This window comes from Streptomyces sp. NBC_01788, assembly GCF_035917575.1.
Taxonomy (GTDB): Bacteria; Actinomycetota; Actinomycetes; order Streptomycetales; family Streptomycetaceae; genus Streptomyces.
The window spans coordinates 4,148,911-4,165,133 of sequence record NZ_CP109090.1 but is presented as its reverse complement, the minus strand read 5'-3'; the positions used below and the strand labels follow the sequence as shown (position 1 = coordinate 4,165,133).

The window sequence follows — 16,223 nt, the reverse complement described above, 5'->3', positions numbered from 1 at the left end:
TTGACCCCCAAGACACGCACGAAACGCACGAAACGCACATCCCGGTGGAGAGCGCTGTTCGCCCTCGCCGTGATCGCCCTGTCCGTGTACATCACCGCCACCGTTCCCGTCCGACTCGGGCTCGACCTGCGGGGCGGCACCCAGATCGTCCTGGAGACCCGCTCCACCGCGACCACCAAGGCCGACCGCGAGGCCACCGACCGCGCCCTGGAAGTGCTGCGCGGCCGGGTCGACGCGCTCGGCGTCGCCGAACCGACCCTCGTCCGCTCGGGCAGCAACCGGATCATCGTCGAGCTGCCCGGCGTACAGGACCCGAAGAAGGCGGCCGACGTGCTCGGCCGTACCGCCCAACTGACCTTCCACCCGGTGGTCGGCGTCGCCGACAGCGCCGAGGACCCCGCCAAGTCCGAGGCGGAGGCCTCGAAGAAGCCCGACGCCTCGAAGGGACCCGACGCCTCGAAGGAACCCGAGGCGTCCAAGGAGCTCGTGCTGCCCGACGAGTCCGGGCAGAAGCTGCGCCTCCAGGACAGCGCCATGACCGGCAGGGACGTCAAGGGCGCCCAGGCACGCTTCGAGCAGGAGACGGGCGCCGGCTGGACCGTCACCGTCGACTTCGACAAGGCGGGCCGGTCCTCGTGGGCCAAGCTGACCAGTGAGGCCGCCTGCCGCCAGGTCGGCGACCCCGCGCGCCGGGTCGCCATCGTGCTCGACGACCGGATCATCTCCTCCCCGCAGGTCGCCCCGTCCGTCGCCTGCGGCACGGGCATCGCCGACGGCTCCACGCAGATCACCGGCTCCTTCGACGACGCCGAGGCCCGCGAGCTGGCACTGCTCATCAACGGCGGCGCCCTGCCCGTACCGGTCGAGACGGTCGAGCAGCACACCATCGGCCCCACCCTCGGCGCCAGCGCCATCGAGGCCACCGCCTGGGCCGCGGTGATCGGCACCGCCCTGACGATCCTGTTCATCGTCACCGTCTACCGCCTCACGGGCTTCCTCGCGGCCGTGGCCCTGCTCTGCTACGGAGTGATCTCCTACGCCGCCCTGGCCGCCCTCGGCGCCACCCTGACCCTGCCGGGCCTGGCCGGTTTCGTCCTGGCGATCGGCATGGCCGTGGACGCCAACGTGCTCGTCTTCGAACGAGCACGTGAGGAGTACGCCGGTATGCACCGGCCGAGCCCGCGCTCGGCCCTCACCGCCGGATTCCGCAACGCCTTCAGCGCGATCGCCGACTCCAACATCACCACGCTGATCGCGGCCGGACTGCTGTTCTTCCTGTCCACCGGCCCGGTGCGCGGCTTCTCCGTCACCCTCGCCATCGGTGTCGCCGCGTCCATGATCAGCGCGCTGGTGATCACCCGGGTGCTCGCCGAGTTCGCCGTGGAACGTGCCTGGGTGCGCCGCCGCCACCTGCTCACCGGCCTGGCGACCACCGGGCGGGTCCGCGATCTGGTCACGCGCCGCAACCCGGACCTGATGAGCCACCCGCGTCGCTGGCTGGCCGTCTCCGCGGTCCTGCTGGTACTCGCCGGCTCGGGCATCGCGGCCCGGGGCCTGAACTTCGGCCTGGAGTTCACCGGCGGCCGGCTGATCGAGTACACCACCACGACCCCCGTGAACCCCGACCGGGCCCGTACCGCCCTCGCCGACGCGGGCTTCCCCGGCGCGCTCGTGCAGTCGTCCAACGACAACGGACTGACCGTGCGCACCGAGGACCTGACCGACGCCGAGGCCGCCAAGGTCACCGGGACCATCAGCGAACTCGGCGGCAAGACCGAGAAGGTCCGTGACGAGCTGATCGGCCCGAGCCTGGGCGAGGAACTGCGCCGCAACGCGCTCATCGCCCTCGGCGTCGCCCTCGGGGCCCAGTTGCTCTACCTCGCGGCCCGCTTCCGCTGGCTGTTCGGCACCGCGGCGGTCGCCGCTCTCGCGCACGACGTCGTCATCCTCGTCGGCGTCTTCGCATGGCTCGGCAAGCCCATCGACGGTGTGTTCCTGGCGTCCCTGCTCACCGTCATCGGCTACTCGGTCAACGACTCGGTGGTCCTGTTCGACCGCATCCGGGAACTGCTCGGACGCGACCGCAAGACGTCGCTGGAGCAGATCACCAACCAGGGAATCCTGCAGACGCTGCCCCGCACGATCAACACGGGCATGGGCGCGTTGCTGATCCTGATCTCCCTGACGCTCTTCGGCGGGGACTCGCTGACCGACTTCGCGCTCGCCCTCCTCATCGGGCTCGTGGTCGGCACCTACTCCTCGGTGTTCACCGCATCCCCGCTCGCCATCGAGCTGCATCGCCACCAGCGCGGCGGCCGGCGCCGCGGTCCGGGCGGCGGCTCGGGCGGTGGCAGGCCCGCACAGCGCGACGCACCGGCGGCGCGGGTCTGAGACCCGGACGGCGGGCGGCGGTGCACCCCGCCGCCCGCCGGAAATGGGTACTGCGACCGATGGCCGCCGCTTCCGCGCGCGGCCACGCTGGAGGGTCAGGAGGGGGGCCGTACGTCACCGCGGCCCCCCTCGTCACCGGCTCTTTTGCTTGAAGGGACCGTATCGCCGATGTCGTGGGAGACCACCAGCAGTGCCTCCGCGGCCGAGCGCCTGAGCGCGCACGATGCCCGGCAGCGCCTCGAACACGAGCGCAACTCCCGCCTCGCCCAACTGCGGGCCGTCCAGGAGGGCGAGGAGGGCGGTCAGGAGGCCGACGACCTCCTGACCGCGCAGAAGAACGCCCTGAAGCAAGCGCTGAAGGACATCGAGGCCGCCTTCGCGCGGCTGGACGGCGGCTCCTACGGGAACTGCGAGGACTGCGCCAAGCCCATCCCGGTGGAGCGGCTGGAGATCCTGCCGTACGCACGCTGCTGCGTGCCCTGCCAGCAGCGCGCCGGCTGATCCGTCCCCCGCACCCGCCGCCGGCCCCCGCGCGGCGCTCCCCGCCGCGGCCCCTGCCGCCGCTGTGAGGCCGTCTGTGGCAACGCGGCGGCCTGGATTACGGTCCATACGGTTGTGCGCACGAGGTGGGGGAACTGCTAAGGAGCCGGACAGCGGTGCAGCAGCACAGCGGTGTGAGGGACACGAGGGACACAAGGGATTGGGCGGAGCGTCCGGAGCGTCCGGGGGGACCGGGGGACGCCGGGCGGCGGGACCGCGGACAGTGGGCCGTCCGGCCACCGGACGGCCCACCGGCGAACGGCGCGGCGACGGGCGGCAGGCCGGCGGGCGACGCACCGGTACGGGTGCGTGATGTGGCGGTGCGGTTCGCGCGGTTCACCGTGCGGACGCTGCGCGCCGAGTGGCACGGCATCGTCGTCGACCCCGTACGGCGGTTGGCGCACCGGGGGCTGTCCGGGCTGGTGCTGGCCTTCGTGGCGGCCTTCGGCGTGGTCTTCTTCCACGCGGTGGCACAGCGGCCGGCCGGGGAGGCGGTCGTACGGATCGCCGGCGGCGTCCAGGCCGACCTGCCGCTGTGGCTGGCCCTGCTGCGCACCCCGGTGTCCCTGTACGTCCCGGCCCTCGACCTGCCGGTGTGGGCCGGCATCACCCAGCTGTTCCTCGCCTTCGCGCTGGCCGAACTCACCCTGGGCCGCGGCCGGACACTGTTCATCTCGTACGCGACCACCCTGGCCGGCACCCTGACCGTGCGGCTGATGATCGCGATCGGGCCCGGCTGGTGGGGGCTGGGGCTGCCGCCCGAGACCGGCCGGATCCTCGACACCGGCCCTTCGGCCGCCGTGGTGGGGCTGTTCACCTACCTGTCCGTGGTGCGGCGCGCCCCGGTCGTGTTCCTCCTGACCGGCGGCTCGATGGTGGTGGAGTCGGTGGTCAAGCCCAACCTGGCCGGGCGTGAACACCTGATCGCGGTGGCCGCGGCGGTCGTCCTCGCGCTCTTTCACGGCCGCGGCCCTGGATGGCTGCCGCGCCGGGCTGCCGTGCTGGTGCCGTGGCGGCGGATCCCGGCTCCGGCGGCTGCCCCGGCGGCTGCGGGTGCCCCGGCAGGCGCGCCGACAGGCCCGTATCCGCACCCCCGGCCGCCGCGTCCGCGACGCCACCCGGCCCTGCCAGGCGCGAACATCCGGGATTCCTCCTAAAATCACGAGGAACTCCACGGGGGGAAGGGTGAGGGCCGATGGGCTGGATCTGGTGGGTGCTGATCGTCTTCTGGACCGGCGGTTTCGCCTGGCTCGGGGACAACATCCGCACCGCGCTGCGCAACCGGCACGAGCGCAAGCTCGAACTGATGGAGGCGGCGAAGGCGGAGCGGCTGGCCGTCGAGGCGGCGCACAAGCCGCCGGAGCCGGTGTGCGGGTGCACCCACCATCTGGCCAAGCACGACAAGAGCGGCCGGTGCCACGAGCGCGTCGAGGTGCCGACGGCCTGGGACGAGAACAAGAAGCCGCTGCGCTTCGAGCCGGGGCAGTGCAACTGCCAGCAGTACGTGGGTCCGCAGCCGCTGTCGCAGGTGTACGCCGACGAGCTGACCGACCGGGCCTGACGGCCCGGCCGGTCGGGGTGCCGGGAATCCGTGCAGGAGCGTCACACAGGCTGCACACAGTCCATCGCGAGCCTTGTTAGCGTGACTGGCCGCTCGGCAGGCCTAGTCAGGAAGACCGGATGGACTACTGCTCCACGTGCCGTAGGCACCTCAACGGCGCCCTGGTGTGCCCCGGTTGCGGTGCGTACGCACCGGACATAGCACCGGACCTCACGGCGCCCCTCACGACCCATACAGCGACCGGGACCGCGGCCGTTTCCGCGACGGCTCTCGGAGCCGGCGTCGCGGCGGGCGGGGCCGCGGGCTCCGCTCCGGGCCTCGCACCCGTCGGCAACCCCGCCGATGTCCCCGGCGACACGCCCACGGGGCTTCCCGCCGACGTGCCGGACGCACCGTCACGGCAGCGGCCCGGGCGGGCGGCGCGGCGCCGCCAACTGGCCCGCTGGAAGAAGACCCAGCGCAGGGCCCTGGTGGCCACCGCCGTCGCCCTCGTCGGGGGCGGCCTGACCGTCGCCTCGATGGACCGGCACTCCACCGACCGCACGCAGGCGGCCCCGGCACCGGAGGTCCCGCACACGGGCACCGTCGGGGACAGCCGGCCGGCGCAGCCCGGCGACCCGGCCGCGACGCCCTCGGACGCCCGGCAGACCTCACCCGCGGCCGGTGGCCGGCACCAGCGGTCGGCGCCGCGCGGCACCACGCCGCAGGACGTACGCCCGGACGCCGCCGTTCCCCGCACGGCGCAGGACCCGTCGGCACCCTCCGACGTGCCCGCGGCGCCGGCCCGGACAGAGCCGTCCGCCCCGCAGCAGGGCGCCACGGCACCGGACGCCGGCAGCTCCGCCTCCGCCGACCGGCCGGCCCAGTCGGTTCCGGCGGACCGGTCGGCCCAGTCCGGGCAGTCCGGTCAGTCCGGTCAGTCCGGCCAGTCGGCCTCGCGGTCCTCCTCGACGGCGACCCAGCGGACGGCGCCCGGGTCCACCGCGTCCACCGCGTCCGACGGCACCGCCCAGCAGACCCCGCAGACGAGCCCCACGGACAACCCCAAGTCGCCGTCCCACCTCTGCCTGCTCGTGGTCTGCCTGGGCTAGGCCTCCCCGGAGTCGTCGAAGCTGGCGAAGTACGCCGCGGCCATGTCCTCGTCGGCGTGGCCGCGCGCGGCGGCGCGGGCGAAGCGTTCGGCGCTCGCGGCGGCCACGTCGAGGCGGACGCCGTGGGCCTCGCCCGCCTGGACGATCAGGCGGGCGTCCTTCTCCGCGGTGGCCACCGCGAAGCTCGGGGGCAGGTACGCGTCGTCGAGGATGACGCCGGCCTTGGCGTGCAGGTAGCCCATGTCGAGAGGGCCGTCGGCGATGAGGTCGAAGAAGTCCTGGGGGTCCACGCCGAGTCCCTTGGCCAGGGCGAGCGCCTCCCCGGTCGCCGCGGTGGCCGCGACGACCCAGCTGTTGGCCACCAGCTTCAGCCGGGTGGCGGTGGCCGCCGCGGCGTCCTCGCCGGTCCACACCGTGCGGGAGCCGACCGCCTCGAACACCGGCGTCACCGTCTCCCGGCCCTCGGCGGGCCCCGCCGCCAGCACGGTCAGCCGGCCCGCCTCGGCGGGCTGCCGGGTACCGAGCACCGGGGCGTCGTAGAGGACCAGGCCGTGCTCGTCGGCGAGGGCGGCCAGCTCACCGGCCGCCTCCAGGCCGACCGTGGTCGACTGCGCCCAGACCGTGCCCCGGCCCAGCGCGGGGGCGGCCTCGCGCATGACCCGGAGCACCGTGCCGCCGTCGTAGAGCATCGTCAGGACCACGTCGGCGTCGCGCACCGCCTCGGCGGGGGTTCCGGCGACGTGCGCGCCGTCGGCGGCCAGGGGCTCGGCCTTGGCCCGGGTGCGGTTCCACACCCGGACGGTGTGTCCGGCCTTCGCGAGGTTGCGGGCCATCGCGGAGCCCATGATCCCGGTGCCCAGGACGCCCACGGTACGGGTGTCGGTCATGTCGTCCTCCTCCTGGCTCCTCCTGGTCGATGCGGCGGGCACCCCGCGGGGCCGCACGGGTGCCACGGAGGGGCGGGTACCCGTACCCGGCGGTTCGCTTACCGCCACCGCCTCGTGCCGGCGTGCCGCTACCGGGTCAGGCCATCCAGAAGAAGACCGCCGTCATGCGCTTGTCCTCCAGGCTCCCGCCGCAGTAGCCGGTCGCGCTGTGCACGAGGTTGGCGTGGTAGAGGAGCAGCCGGTTGGCCTTGTGCGGCACGCGGACGTCCTCCTCGAAGGCGTCCGGCGCGACGAACCGCGTGCCCAGGGCCTCGACGAGGTTCTGGTGCGGGGGCTGCACGACGTTGCCGCCGAGCCGGCCGCCGGGCAGACGCTGCCGGTAGAAGCTGGTCCCGCAGTCCTTGGGCACCGAGGGGTTGAGATAGAGGACGGCGGCGTACCGGCACAGCGCCCGCGAGTCGGTGTGCGGCCTCGGTTCACTCTCGCCCTCGCCCACCACCTGGACGCAGTTGTGGTTGAGGGTGCCGCCGCCCGGCGCCTGCTGCACCCACAGCTCCTTCGCCCCGGTCGCCTTCCTCACCAGCCTTTCGACGCGGGCGAGTTCGGACGGCTCAAGACCGGGCATGGTCCGCAGTCCGGGCCAGGTCTCGGAGGTGTACGGGTAGCCCTTCACCCAGTCGTCCGCGGCCAGGCAGCGCTGCCGTACGGCGTCCGCGTCGGGCAGGACGTCGTCCAGCACCCAGTAGTCACGGCCCTTGGTGGGCTTGCGGTAGGGCAGGACGGGGAGCGCGGTGGGCACACCGCGGGGCTGTGGGGGCATGCGGCCGAATGTAGGTCGGGCTTTCCCCAGAGCTCTCCCCACAACGGGTCAACATTTCGTCAACCTTGATGTATGAAAGGGGACTTGGACGCGACCGCCATCAAGGAATGCCGAACTGCTCACCCGCGTGAGCAGTCTCACGTCGTGTTCGATATTTTTTACCGAATCAAAAGGTTCTTCGGGCTTCCCGGCCCGTACATGTGGGTGTTCGAACCGCCCACGGCGGGACCTTGACCGGGCAGGAGGCACGGTGCGCTTTTCGCGGAACGCGACGGGAACTCTTTTCGTGGGCGGGGCGCTCAGTCTGACCCTGGTCGCGCTCGCCTACCCGGGCATGCTGGGCCTGGAGAAGGTCTCCAGCGACGGCTCCCGGGTCATCTCCCAGACCCAGTGGGGTCCACTGACGGAGTCGGACCGGGACTTCGTGGTCAAGGTGCGCGCGGCCGGGCTGTGGGAGTACCCCGTGGGCGAGATGGCGGTGAAGAAGGGGACCACCAAGGAGGTCGTCAGGGCCGGTGAGCACCTGATCGACGGGCACGCGGCGCTGGACGTGAGCTGCCGCAGGATCGCGCCTCTGCTCAACATCACGCTGCCGAACGTGGCCAGCCCGCAGCAGCAGGGCTTCGTCACCCAGCTCGCCGGGGACGACGGCAAGCAGTTCGACTCCGACATGGCCAACATCCTGCGCGTGACACACGGCTCGATCTTCAACACCATCGCGAAGATCCGCTCCACCACCAAGAACGACCTGGTCCGCGAGCTCGCCAACCAGGCCAACGCCACCGTCCTGGACCACATCACGGTCATGGAGGACACCGGCCTGGTCAACTTCGACCAGGTGCTCTTCATGCAGACGACCCCGCCCAAGCTGCCCAACTCGGACCTGACCCCGCCGCCCCCCTCCGGCGGACAGCCCGAGGTCGTACTCACCCCGCCGCCGAACGCCACGTCGAGCCCGCTCGTGCTGCCCGGCGACCCGAGCCCCAGCCCGGCGGCGGGCTGAGCCGGAACCCGCGCGCGGGAGGAAGCCCGCGCGCGGGGACCCGGACCCCGCGAGCCCGGCATGGTCCAAACGAGAGGCCCTACGCGAGCCACACGGTGGTGTCCGGGTCCAGCCGGCGCCCCGTCAGGGCGGAGCTGCTCAGCAGCACCTCCCCCGGCGGCAGCGGCACGGCGCGGTCCGACAGGTTGGTGACGCACCGCCGGCCGCCGGAGCGGGCGAACGCCAGCACCCCGGCCGGTCCGTCCTCCACCCAGGTCAGCGACTCGCCCTCCAGCAGCTTGCGGCGCAGCCGCAGCGCCGAGCGGTACAGCTCCAGGGTCGAACCCTCCACTCCGTCCTGCGCCTCGACGGCGTACGCGGCGAACCCCGGCGGCTGCGGCAGCCAGGCGGCGCCGGGTCCGAAGCCGTGCGACTGTCCGGTGCTGCTCCATGGCAGCGGCACCCGGCAGCCGTCGCGGCCCTTGCGGGTGTGGCCGGTCTGCTCCCACACCGGGTCCTGGAGGACCTCGGCCGGCAGGTCGGCGACCTCCGGCAGCCCCAGCTCCTCGCCCTGGTAGAGGTAGGCGGAGCCGGGCAGCGCCAGCATCAGCAGCGTCGCCGCGCGGGCGCGCCGCAGCCCCGCGGCCTCGTCGACGGCCGGGACGCGGCCGCCGGACAGCAGCCAGGCGTTCTCGTCGGTGCCGGCCGGGAGCATCAGGCGCGAGGTGTGCCGTACGACGTCGTGGTTGGACAGCACCCAGGTGGCCGAAGCACCCGCGGCCCGCGCGGTGGCCAGGGACTCGGTGATGACCTGCCGCAGCTGCTCGGCGTCCCATCCGGCTTGCAGATACTCGAAGTTGAAGGCCTGGCCCAGTTCGTCGGGCCGGGCGTACAGCGCGCGCCGGGCACCCGGCACCCAGGCCTCGGCGACCGCCGTGCGCGGCGGGGAGTAGGAGTCGAGGATCCGCCGCCAGTCACGGTAGATCTCGTGCACCTCGTCCCGGTCGTAGTACGGATGGCTGCCGGGCGGCACGAGCAGCAGCGCGCCCTCGCCGGTGGCGCCGATGTCCCCGACGTCCCGCAGCGGCTCGTCGAGGTCCTTGGCGAGCGCGTGCGCCACGTCGACGCGGAAGCCGTCCACCCCGCGGTCGGCCCAGAACCGCAGCGTGGTGCGGAAGTCGGCGCGCACCTCCTCGCTGCCCCAGTTCAGGTCCGGCTGCTCGGGCGCGAACAAGTGCAGGTACCACTGCCCGTCCGGCACCCGCCGCCAGGCGCTGCCGCCGAAGACGGACGGCCAGTCGGTGGGCGGGCGTTCGCCGTGCGCGCCGCGGCCGTCGCGGAACACGTAGCGGTCGCGGGCCGGGGATCCCGGGCCGGACCGCAGCGCCTCCTGGAACCAGGGGTGCAGGCGGGAGGTGTGGTTGGGGACGAGGTCCACGATCACCTTCAGGCCCAGGCGGTGCGCCTCGGCGGTCAGGGCGGCGAAGTCGTCCAGGGTGCCCAGGCGCGGGTCGACGTCGCGGTGGTCGGCGATGTCGTAGCCGCCGTCGGCCAGCTCGGAGGGGTAGAAGGGGCTGAGCCACACGGCGTCCACACCGAGGGCGGCGAGGTGCGGCAGCCGCCCGGTGATGCCGCGGAGGTCGCCGAGCCCGTCCCCGTCGGAGTCGGCGAAGCTGCGGGGGTAGACCTGGTGGACGACGGCCTGCCGCCACCAGTCCGGGTTCCTGGACGACAGGTCGGACGCGGTGTCCTGCGGGGAGTCGTGCGTGGTGGAGTGATCGGTCACGCGGTCTCCTCTTCGGTGCGTACGCGGACGTACGGATGCCTGCGGGCGAGACGAGAACTCTGTCCACAACTCTGTAAGTCTGTCCACATGGCCCGAAAAGTGAACACCGGCCGCACGGCGGAACGAGTCGCCCCCTATGTGACACAAGTGTGATGAAGGCGTGAAGTCCCTTTGTGGCCCGGCAGATTGACAGGCTCAGTCGCACGCACGAGCATGACCTCACACTGTGGCGCATGTGACCGATGGGCCCGCTGTCCTCTTCGGCCTTCCGTCGGCCCGTCCCGGTCCGTGCCATTGCCCCGCGACCAGCCACCTCGCGCACGAGCAAGATGGGATCCGTATGTCCATAGCCAGTCGTGTCTCCGCCACCCGCCTGCTGGGAACGGGCGTAGCCACGCTCGCCCTGTGCGCGGCCTCCGTCGCCGCCGCCTCCGGTGCCTGGGCCCACAGCGCGCCCGGCGGCGAGGGCTGGAAGGACGGCGGCCGCTACCAGCCCGGCACCGGCGCAGGCACGGTCACCGAGAGCGACCGCTGCCAGTTCTCGCTGGACGGCAAGAACTTCTTCGACGCCGTCAAGGTCGACGACCAGAACCTGCGGCCCACCGAGGACGGCAAGGTCCACGTCAAGGTCCGCACCGCGCACGACGCCACGACCTGCACCGCCTCCCTGGCCTCCTACCTCGCCCACGGCGCGACCTTTGCCACCTCCGGCGAGCAGGTGTTCGTCGACTTCGACACGGTGACGGTCAAGCGGGGCCAGACCGACTCCCTCGACATCGCCGTCCCGGACGCGGGCTGCTTCGCCCAGGTCGACCTGTACCGCGGCGCGGTCAAGTTCGACGGCAAGAAGGACGCGAACGACGGCTTCGAGCACGGCGACCTGCCCAAGGGCCCGGACCGCCCGGTCATCAAGGACAAGCTGATCGCGGCCTGGAACGGCGGCACCAAGGACTGCACGGCCGCCGAGGAGCAGCCCTCGGCCACGCCGTCCACGCCGGCCCCGTCCGAGTCCGAGTCCGACTCCGAGTCCTCCGAGCCGTCGTCCCCGGCCGAGGAGCCGACGACTCCGGGCACGCAGAGCCCCGCCGAGACGGAGAGCCCGTCGTCGGCCCCGGCGACGCCGTCGGACGAGACCCCGGCCCCGTCGGCCTCCGAGTCCACCACCGCGCCGGCCCCCGCCCCGAACGGCGGCAGCGGCGACCTCGCCGAGACCGGCGGCGGCAGCAACACCGGCCTCATCGCGGGCAGCGCCGCGGCGCTGCTGGCGGGCGGCGCGGCGCTCGTCGTCGTCACCCGGCGCCGGGCGGCGAAGCAGTCCTCCTGACCCCCGCACCACGGCTCGCATGACGCCGGCCACCACGGCTTGCCGACGGTGGCCGGAGTCAGTGCCGTCGGCCTAGGCACCGTCCGCGGTGCCCTCGACGGTGGCCAGGTACAGCCGGACATACCGCTCGGCGTCGATGTCCAACGCCACGTCCACGAGGGTCTGTTCGCGGGCCTCGCCGTGCAGTTCCGCCTCGCCCGGCCGCGGGCGCCGGTCGACGACCGTCTGCCCGCGGGCCGGGCCCGGCGCGAGGTTCACCTCCACCGGCAGCCGGTGGGTGGTCAGTCCCTCCGGGTCGGCCACCGAGCACACCGTGCCCGCGTCGCCGAGCCCGCCGAACGGGACGTCGTCGCCGGTGACCGGCTCGCGGTGGGACAGCAGCCGTCCGGCCAGCCGGGCGCCGGGCTCCTCGCGCCCGCACAGCCGCCGTACGTCCGCCTCCGGCACGAGCACCCGCTGGAACACGTCGAGCCCGTACATCGTGATCGGCACCCCCGCGGTGAGCAGGACGGCGGCGGCCTCCGGATCGTGCCAGACGTTGAACTCCGCGACGGGCGTGGCGTTTCCGGTGCCCACCGCGCCGCCCATGAACACGATCCGCTCGATGTTGCGGGTGACCTCCGGGTGGGTGCGCAGCAGCAGGGCGATGTTCGTCAGCGGTGCCGTCGGGATCAGGGTGACCGGGCGGTCGCAGGCCAGAATCTCGCGGCGGAGCAACGTCACCGCGTCCACGTCGACGGGCCGGCGGGCCGGCGCGGGCAGCCCGAGGTCGCCCATGCCGTCCTCGCCGTGCACATGGTGGGCGGTGCGCAGCGGTTCGAGCAGCGGCCGCTCGGCACCCCGCGCGACCGGCTCGGCGGGAGCGCCCGCCTCCTCCAGGACGGTCAGCGTGTTCCGCACCACCTGGTCCACGTCCGTGTTCCCGGCCACGCAGGAGACCGCGCGCAGGTCGAGGCCCGGATGGCGGGCGGCGAACAGCAGGGCGAGCGCGTCGTCGACGCCGGTGTCGCAGTCGATGATCACGGGCGTGGGCCGCGGGGTCACAGCGCGCTCCCTCCGTCGTACGGACCCCGTCGTACGGGCTCCGTCGCACGTTCCCTCGCCATGGTCCGTCGTACGGGGCTTTCACCATCGTCACTTCTCCGGCCCGCCACCGCGCGCCCGCTCCCGGTGGCGCCGCTCACCCGGACGGACCGGCGCGCTGGTGGCCGGGGCCGCCCGGTGGTGCCGTGGGAGGAGCGCCGCCGCCCGGACGCCAGGTCCGCAGTGCGGGTCCCGTCCGTCTGGAGGCCTCCATGTCCCGTACCCCGGCCCATGTCCTGGCCGCTTCCGCACTCTGCGCGGCCGCCCTGCTGACCGGGGCCGCCTGCACCGCCGGGCAGTCCGGCCGGACCGTCCACGCCCCCGCGCCGCCGGCCACCCGCCGGCCCGGCCCCGCCGCCGCGGCACCGGCCGCGGCGCTCACGGAGGACCAGGCGCGGGCGGCGCTGCTGACCCAGGCCGACCTGGGAGCGGGGTGGGCGCCGACCCAGGGCGCGGCGACCTGGCGGGACGGCATGCTCAAGGCGCAGGCCGACAGCTCCGAGTGCGGGCGGCTCCTCGACGCGCTCTACACCGAGGAACCCTTCGGCGCCCCCTCGGGCGCGCACGCGGTGGCCGCCTACGACGACGGCGAGAACGAGGCCCAGCTGCGCCACCAGGTGCTCGCGCTGCACGCCCCGGACGTGGACCGCGTCCTCGCCTGGCTCAGGACGATGCCGCAGACCTGCGCGGACTTCTCGGCCAGGACCACCAACTCCGGCGTCCTGGACGTACGGGTCGCGAACCTCGCCCTGCCGGACACCGGCGACGCCCGCCAGGGCCTGCGCCTCACCCTCACCGACGAGTCGACCGCGGACACGCTCACCGTGGACCTCGCCACGGTACGCGTCGGCGACGACGCGATCGTCCTCACCAACGGCACCCTGGGCATGCCCGCGCGGAACGCCACCGAACAGGCGGTCCAGCACGCCGTGGACCGCCTGACGACGGTGCAACGCAAGGCCCGTGCCCAGGCCTGAGCCAGACGAAAGACCCTAGTCCTCGTCGAATCTCATCCGGTGCGTGATCACCTCGTGGGCCACGTCGAGTGCCGTGCGGCCCTCCGCGAAGGCGTGGGCGCGCAGCAGCGCGAGCGCCTCGTCGGCGCCGACGCCGAGCTGGGCCATGATCATGCCGATGGCCTGGTAGACCTCGTCCTGTTCGGCGGCGACCACGCTCAGCCAGGACGCCTCCACGGCGGCGTCGTCGTCCTCGGCGGCCTCGTCGTCCTCGTCCAGGGGCAGGGACATCAGGGCCAGCGTCATCACACCGGCCACCAGCCGCGCGGTGTGCAGTTCCCGCCCGCTGAGCTCGTGCGGGGCGTCGCCGTACAGGTCGAGCGTGCCCACGCAGACGGCGTCGTCGCCCAGCGGAACGGAGTACACGGCCCGGACGCCGGCCTCGGCCGCCTGCTGGGCGAACACCGGCCAGCGCCGGGCGTCGCGGCCCGCGGTCAGGTCGGAGGCCAGCACGGGCGCACCGGCCTGAGCCGCGTACAGCGAGGGCCCGTCGCCCAGGGTGGCCTGGATCTCGGCCAGGCGGGCGGCCGCCGGGTCGCTGGCGCCCATCCGCACGGGCATGCCGTTGCCGCGCAGCGAGACGCTGGCGCCGGTCACCGGCAGCAGTTCCACCGCGACCGCGCACAGCCGGCGCGGGATCTCGGCGGCCGGTACGCCCCGCACGCCCTCGGCGATCACGTCGGCCACGTCCAGCGGGCCGCCCGTACGGCCCTGTCCGCGTGGCGTCCCGCCGGAGCGTTCCGGGTGGCCTTCGCCCCGGTCCGCCGGGCCGTCCCGGCCGGGTTCCTCGTCCGGGACGCCGAGGCCGTCGTCCCTGGACCGCACGGCCACCGCCTCCTCACGTCATCGGCGCGGCCGTCGTCGCCCGTCCGCGCACCTCGCCAGGACCGGGCGCACCCGCACACGCCGCACGAGGAGAACCGCACGTACACGCGTCCCCGGCCCGGGCACGCGGCGGGTACCCCCGGCCCATACCGGGAAACCGTCCGGAAACCGCCCCCGGATCACGCGATTCCGCCCAGGCCAAGGCTGTCACAGCGGCGGCTGCGCCGGGGCCGGGCCCAGGGTCGTGGTGCCGGGAGCGGTGCGGTGGCCGAGGCCGGTGCGGTAGGCGTCCAGGGCCGCCTCCACACGGCCGGTGCGGCGCAGCAGGTCGCCGAGGAGGCGGCACAGGTCGGCGAGGTCGCCGACGGCGCCCGCCCGCTCCAGCAGGCTCAGCGCCCGCACGTAGTGCTCCTCGGCGGCCTCGGTGTCGCGGGCGTCCTCGGCGATGATGCCGAGCAGCCGGTGCGCGGCGGCGGCGTGCACGGCGCCCCGCTCGGAGGAGAGGTCACCGAGGACGTTCCGCAGCAGCTCGGCCGCCTCCTCCGACTTGCCGCGCCGGTGCAGGACGTCGGCCAGCTCGACCGCGACCTGGCTGGTGTAGAGCGCGGCCCGCTTGGCGGACAGCATGGCCTGGGCGGCTCTCAACTCCTTTTCGGCGAGCTCCAGTTCGCCGTTCTGGGCGCAGACGTAGCCGCGCATCCAGTGGCAGTTGGCGAGTTCGGTGCGCAGTTGGAGGGTCCGGTACAGCTCGGCGGCCTTGGCGAGCGAGGCGTCGGCCTCGGCGATGCGGCCCTCGGCGAGCAGGGTGCGCGCCACCGACCGGTGCATCCGGGCCACCAGCGCGGGATCGCCGGCCTGCGGGGCCAGCGCGAGCGCGAACTCGGCGGCCTGGGCCGCCCGCGCGTGCGCCCCCATGTCCATGTACGGCCCGATGACACCGGCGTAGAGCAGCAGCAGCGCGTCCGGGTCGTGCAGTCCGCCCCGGTTGAGCTCGTCGAGGGTGGACTCCATCAGATAGACGGCGTACCGCAGCTCCCCCGCCAGGTAGTGGGAGACGGCGCGGCCGCGCAGCGCGGGGACGCGGGCGGGCAGCGGCGCGTCGGCGAGTGCCTGCTCGGAGCGTTCGAAGAACTGGCGGCCGCTCTCCAGCTCGCCGGTCTCCAGGGCGCATTCACCGAGCCCGAGCAGCGCCTCGGCCTGGACGTCGAGAAGTTCGTGCTCCTCGGCCTCCGCCAGCAGCCGGGTGTACTGCTCGGCCGCCTTCTCGGACTCCCCGGTGGCGAGCGTGCGCCGGGCCTCGGTCAGCCTCAGACGCAGGTCGGTGGCGAGATGGGCGGGGCGTCCGGTGGCGAGCTCGTCGAAGGCGACCCCGAGCCGCTCGGCGATGTGCCTGAGCGCATCGTCGGAGGGCCGGACCCGGCCCGCCTCAAGCGTGGAGATGTACGCGGGGGTGTACGCCGGCTCCGCCAACTGCCGCTGGGTCAGGCCCTGTTCTCGCCGTAGCCGCTGCACCCTGCGCCCGATGGTCTCCGGGTCGTCCCGCTTCGCCATGCGCTTCATCATGCCAGCAAGCCGCCTGGTGACGAGCCATGCAGGACTGACTCGGGGTCAGCACCGGACCTTACGCCCAGCGACCCCCAACTCACCCTGGCGGCCTTTCCGTTCGGCCTTTTCACCCCCTACGTTGGAGACAGCGTTAAACGCGCTTAATCCATCACTGTCGTTGCGAGGTCGGTTGCCGTGCTCGGACGCACTGTCGCGCGCCAAGGACACTTCTCCGCACGTTGCGTCAGAGGATTCGGCGCGGCCCTCATAGCCGTGGCCGCCCTGATCGCGGCGGCCAACGCCGGACCGGTGGCCTCGTCCGACCCGGTCCCCGCCCCGCAGGCCGTGCAGAGCCGCTAGCGGCCCGAGGCG

At 73.5% G+C, this 16,223-nt stretch carries 15 protein-coding genes; 9 read left to right on the top strand and 6 right to left on the bottom strand.

Annotated features, from left to right (window positions below; genetic code table 11):
- From secD to OIE49_RS18885, 5 genes are all read left to right on the top strand, one after another.
- Complete coding sequence (gene secD, locus OIE49_RS18905; protein ID WP_326803346.1) at window positions 1–2,391, top strand: protein translocase subunit SecD; 2,391 nt, start codon at window positions 1–3, stop codon at window positions 2,389–2,391.
- Between the two features lie 168 nt (window positions 2,392–2,559).
- Window positions 2,560–2,892, top strand: coding sequence for a TraR/DksA family transcriptional regulator (locus OIE49_RS18900; RefSeq protein ID WP_326803345.1), 333 nt, complete (start codon window positions 2,560–2,562; stop codon window positions 2,890–2,892).
- A 353-nt stretch (window positions 2,893–3,245) separates the two neighbouring features.
- Window positions 3,246–4,088: a hypothetical protein gene (locus OIE49_RS18895; RefSeq protein WP_326803344.1), complete on the top strand. Its 843-nt coding sequence runs from the start codon at window positions 3,246–3,248 to the stop codon at window positions 4,086–4,088.
- A 38-nt stretch (window positions 4,089–4,126) separates the two neighbouring features.
- Entirely contained in the window at window positions 4,127–4,492 is a 366-nt protein-coding gene (locus tag OIE49_RS18890; RefSeq protein ID WP_100568357.1) for a hypothetical protein, read from the top strand.
- Window positions 4,493–4,611: 119 nt separating this feature from the next.
- A complete protein-coding gene (locus OIE49_RS18885) occupies window positions 4,612–5,583 on the top strand; it encodes an SCO2400 family protein (RefSeq protein ID WP_326803343.1) in 972 nt (323 codons plus the stop codon).
- Here OIE49_RS18885 and OIE49_RS18880 read toward each other — a convergent pair.
- Complete coding sequence (locus OIE49_RS18880) at window positions 5,580–6,470, bottom strand: NAD(P)-dependent oxidoreductase (RefSeq protein WP_326803342.1); 891 nt, start codon at window positions 6,468–6,470, stop codon at window positions 5,580–5,582. The genes OIE49_RS18885 and OIE49_RS18880 overlap by 4 nt on opposite strands.
- Window positions 6,471–6,606: 136 nt before the next feature.
- The gene (locus tag OIE49_RS18875) at window positions 6,607–7,290 is read right to left on the bottom strand and encodes a DUF6445 family protein (protein WP_326803341.1); all 684 of its coding nucleotides are present in this window, start codon (window positions 7,288–7,290) and stop codon (window positions 6,607–6,609) included.
- 286 nt (window positions 7,291–7,576) lie between these two features.
- On the opposite strand from OIE49_RS18875, the gene OIE49_RS18870 reads away from it, so the two are divergent.
- Window positions 7,577–8,293: a DUF4142 domain-containing protein gene (locus OIE49_RS18870; protein ID WP_326806267.1), complete on the top strand. Its 717-nt coding sequence runs from the start codon at window positions 7,577–7,579 to the stop codon at window positions 8,291–8,293.
- A gap of 79 nt (window positions 8,294–8,372) precedes the next feature.
- On the opposite strand, the gene OIE49_RS18865 is transcribed toward OIE49_RS18870, so the two are convergent.
- Window positions 8,373–10,058 (bottom strand): glycoside hydrolase family 13 protein, encoded by a 1,686-nt coding sequence (locus OIE49_RS18865; RefSeq protein WP_326803340.1) that lies wholly within the window; start codon window positions 10,056–10,058, stop codon window positions 8,373–8,375.
- Window positions 10,059–10,398: 340 nt separating this feature from the next.
- Here OIE49_RS18865 and OIE49_RS18860 point away from each other — a divergent pair, with 340 nt between their 5' ends.
- Window positions 10,399–11,382 (top strand): LAETG motif-containing sortase-dependent surface protein, encoded by a 984-nt coding sequence (locus OIE49_RS18860; RefSeq protein WP_326803339.1) that lies wholly within the window; start codon window positions 10,399–10,401, stop codon window positions 11,380–11,382.
- A 72-nt stretch (window positions 11,383–11,454) separates the two neighbouring features.
- Here the strand turns inward: OIE49_RS18860 and OIE49_RS18855 are convergent, their stop codons facing one another.
- A complete protein-coding gene (locus OIE49_RS18855; protein WP_326803338.1) occupies window positions 11,455–12,426 on the bottom strand; it encodes a nucleoside hydrolase in 972 nt (323 codons plus the stop codon).
- Between the two features lie 251 nt (window positions 12,427–12,677).
- Here OIE49_RS18855 and OIE49_RS18850 point away from each other — a divergent pair, with 251 nt between their 5' ends.
- Window positions 12,678–13,442, top strand: coding sequence for a hypothetical protein (locus OIE49_RS18850; protein ID WP_326803337.1), 765 nt, complete (start codon window positions 12,678–12,680; stop codon window positions 13,440–13,442).
- 15 nt (window positions 13,443–13,457) lie between these two features.
- On the opposite strand, the gene OIE49_RS18845 is transcribed toward OIE49_RS18850, so the two are convergent.
- Window positions 13,458–14,312, bottom strand: a complete 855-nt coding sequence (locus tag OIE49_RS18845; protein WP_326803336.1) for a GAF and ANTAR domain-containing protein — start codon at window positions 14,310–14,312, stop codon at window positions 13,458–13,460.
- 201 nt (window positions 14,313–14,513) lie between these two features.
- Window positions 14,514–15,857, bottom strand: a complete 1,344-nt coding sequence (locus OIE49_RS18840; protein WP_326803335.1) for a helix-turn-helix domain-containing protein — start codon at window positions 15,855–15,857, stop codon at window positions 14,514–14,516.
- Between the two features lie 189 nt (window positions 15,858–16,046).
- On the opposite strand from OIE49_RS18840, the gene OIE49_RS18835 reads away from it, so the two are divergent.
- Window positions 16,047–16,211 (top strand): hypothetical protein, encoded by a 165-nt coding sequence (locus tag OIE49_RS18835; RefSeq protein WP_326803334.1) that lies wholly within the window; start codon window positions 16,047–16,049, stop codon window positions 16,209–16,211.
- Window positions 16,212–16,223 lie beyond the last annotated feature (12 nt).

What these genes read in the sequence shown, in the direction of transcription:
- OIE49_RS18900 (WP_326803345.1), top strand. Translation starts at nt 2,560, where the DNA reads ATGTCGTGGGAGACCACCAGCAGTGCCTCCGCGGCCGAGCGCCTGAGC.
- OIE49_RS18890 (WP_100568357.1), top strand. Translation starts at nt 4,127, where the DNA reads ATGGGCTGGATCTGGTGGGTGCTGATCGTCTTCTGGACCGGCGGTTTC.
- OIE49_RS18885 (WP_326803343.1), top strand. Translation starts at nt 4,612, where the DNA reads ATGGACTACTGCTCCACGTGCCGTAGGCACCTCAACGGCGCCCTGGTG.
- OIE49_RS18880 (WP_326803342.1), bottom strand. Translation starts at nt 6,470, where the DNA reads ATGACCGACACCCGTACCGTGGGCGTCCTGGGCACCGGGATCATGGGC.
- OIE49_RS18875 (WP_326803341.1), bottom strand. Translation starts at nt 7,290, where the DNA reads ATGCCCCCACAGCCCCGCGGTGTGCCCACCGCGCTCCCCGTCCTGCCC.
- OIE49_RS18860 (WP_326803339.1), top strand. Translation starts at nt 10,399, where the DNA reads ATGTCCATAGCCAGTCGTGTCTCCGCCACCCGCCTGCTGGGAACGGGC.
- OIE49_RS18850 (WP_326803337.1), top strand. Translation starts at nt 12,678, where the DNA reads ATGTCCCGTACCCCGGCCCATGTCCTGGCCGCTTCCGCACTCTGCGCG.
- OIE49_RS18840 (WP_326803335.1), bottom strand. Translation starts at nt 15,857, where the DNA reads ATGGCGAAGCGGGACGACCCGGAGACCATCGGGCGCAGGGTGCAGCGG.